The sequence below is a fragment of the Yunchengibacter salinarum genome (genome assembly GCF_037658235.1).
Classification (GTDB): domain Bacteria; phylum Pseudomonadota; class Alphaproteobacteria; order Sphingomonadales; family Kordiimonadaceae; genus Yunchengibacter; species Yunchengibacter salinarum.
This window is the reverse complement of sequence record NZ_JBBJLN010000028.1, coordinates 1-2083: the sequence shown is the minus strand read 5'-3', so window position 1 is coordinate 2083 and position 2083 is coordinate 1. Positions and strand designations below refer to the sequence as shown.

Annotated in this window: 3 protein-coding genes and 2 pseudogenes; all 5 read left to right on the top strand. The window is 52.5% G+C overall.

Annotated features, from left to right (window positions below; genetic code table 11):
- A partial coding sequence (locus WGH93_RS13160; protein WP_374765332.1) for a transposase occupies positions 1 to 244 on the top strand: 244 nt, incomplete at its 5' end.
- Between the two features lie 31 nt (positions 245 to 275).
- A pseudogene (locus WGH93_RS13155) lies at positions 276 to 830 on the top strand (type IIL restriction-modification enzyme MmeI); the annotation flags it as partial.
- Positions 831 to 840: 10 nt separating this feature from the next.
- Positions 841 to 1245 carry a hypothetical protein gene (locus WGH93_RS13150; RefSeq protein WP_374765331.1) on the top strand — a complete coding sequence of 135 codons (405 nt, stop codon included), beginning with the start codon at positions 841 to 843 and terminating at the stop codon, positions 1243 to 1245.
- 25 nt (positions 1246 to 1270) lie between these two features.
- A complete protein-coding gene (locus WGH93_RS13145; protein ID WP_374765330.1) occupies positions 1271 to 1567 on the top strand; it encodes a type IIL restriction-modification enzyme MmeI in 297 nt (98 codons plus the stop codon).
- Positions 1564 to 1953: pseudogene (locus WGH93_RS13140) on the top strand (virulence RhuM family protein); the annotation flags it as partial. The gene WGH93_RS13145 and the pseudogene WGH93_RS13140, both read left to right, overlap by 4 nt.
- Positions 1954 to 2083: the final 130 nt, after the last annotated feature.

Here is a 2083-nt window from a genome sequence, read left to right as displayed (position 1 = left end):
GGGCCAAAAATTCAAGGGCGCATTGGGAAAAATGGGTCAATGGACCATGCAGATCGTCAGGCGTTCGGATAAGGCCGAAGGGTTTGAGGTGCTCCCGCGCCGCTGGGTCGTTGAGCGCATCTTCGCCTGGCTCGGTCGTAACCGGCGCCTCCCCAAGGATTTCGAGCGAACCATCCAGAGCGCCACTGCATGGCTCTATATGGCGTCCACCCAACTCCTGCTTCGAAGAATTGCAAGCCATTGATTTCATTGAAAAGAATTTTGATTCAGACTCTAAGAAAGGTGCCAAATGGCCGCATAGATTTGAAGAGGTTAAGCAGTGCGGCAGAGAAAAAGTAGTTATTGTTCCAAAAGTTTCGTCTGAAACCCGTGAATACCTCCCTGTCGGTCTCTTGCCACCAGGGGCAATCATTACCGACCTGGCATTTGGAATTTTCAACACCCCGCTCTGGAACATGGCGCTGATCGCCTCGCGCCTGCATCTGGTATGGATCGCCACGGTCTGCGGAAAGCTGAAAACCGATTTCCGCTATTCCAACACCCTCGGCTGGAACACCTTTCCGGTTCCCAAGTTGACCGAGAAGAATAAAGCCGACCTGACCCGCTGCGCCGAGGACATCCTTCTGGCGCGGGAGGCACACTTCCCCGCCACCATCGCCGACCTCTACAAGCCCGAAAAAATGCCACCCGACCTGCGCACCGCGCACGACCGGAACGATGAAGTGCTGGAACGCATCTATATCGGCCGCCGCTTCAAGAACGACACCGAACGCCTGGAAAAACTCTTCGACCTATACGCCAAAATGACCAAGACCGAGGGGGCAGCATGAGCGAGGTTTCATGGCACTAAAATATCACCGTGACCTATTTCGTATGGCGGTTTGCGATATGGCCAAGTCTTCAGATAAATTTAGCGCTAGACTGCGCTCGGCTTGGCTCAATTATCTTTATAGAATCCATTGGGATGAGCTTGAAGCTGCACTTTTGGAAGAAGACCTGCCCATTTTCAAGCGATTAAAGAAGCATCTTTATGAAGACCTAATGAACAGAATTCAAACAGAAAAAATGCTTGTAATGGAGCAAACGGCCAATGCGCCCCGGCCTTTATCCGAAGAACAGGCATCCAAATATGCCAATGCAGGAAGTGTGATTATGGCAATGAATGGGCATAGAGCAAAAAATATCATATGTCTAATAGTCGATTTTTATTCGACAATAAATCAAACAATTGAATACAAAAGATAAATTTTGAATATAGGTGAAATAAGTTATGGCTAGGTCTGCTCTCTCCGCATCAGTCTCCGACGCCTGGGTCGGCATCGCGACCAAGTCGAACGAACTTGGAATGCGACCCATGCAGAAGCGGACGTTCGAGAAACACGAGGTGCAAGTCGTCAACATCTTCAATCCCTGCAAAATGTCGGATGGCCTGCGCGCCGCGCAAGACCGGAACGATGAAGTGCTGGAGCGCATCTATATCGGCCGCCGCTTCAAGAACGACACCGAACGCCTGGAAAAACTCTTCGATCTATACGCCAAGATGACCAAGGCCGAGGGGGCAGTATGAGCGATATTGTGATCTACACCACCGAGGACGGCAAAAACCGCATCGAATTGCGCGTTGAAGGTGGCACGGTCTGGCTGACGCAGCAGGATATTGCTGATCTTTTTGCCACCACGAAGCAGAACGTGTCCCTGCATATAGCCAATATACTGGAAGACGGAGAACTGCATTCCGCGGCAACCGTCAAGGAATCCTTGACAGTTCAAACCGAGGGCGAACGACGGGTTGAGCGCAACAGGCGCGTCTATAATCTGGACATGATTCTGGCCGTTGGCTACCGCGTCCGCTCCCCGCGCGGCGTGCAGTTCCGCCGCTGGGCCAGCACCGTTCTGAGCGAATATCTGATCAAGGGCTTCGCCATGGACGATGCCCGGCTGAAACAGCCGGATTTCGACTATTTCGTAAGCGCCAGCTGGGCCCCACGGGTTTTTCAGCTTGACGTCTGGAAGTTCCAGGGGAGGAGGTCGTCGATGCGGTTTTTGGGGTGCCCGCCTGCGATCGCTTCGAGCGTCGCCTTGA

Coding starts and splice junctions, on each gene's coding strand:
- WGH93_RS13150 (WP_374765331.1), top strand. CDS start 841: ATGGCACTAAAATATCACCGTGACCTATTTCGTATGGCGGTTTGCGAT.
- WGH93_RS13145 (WP_374765330.1), top strand. CDS start 1,271: ATGGCTAGGTCTGCTCTCTCCGCATCAGTCTCCGACGCCTGGGTCGGC.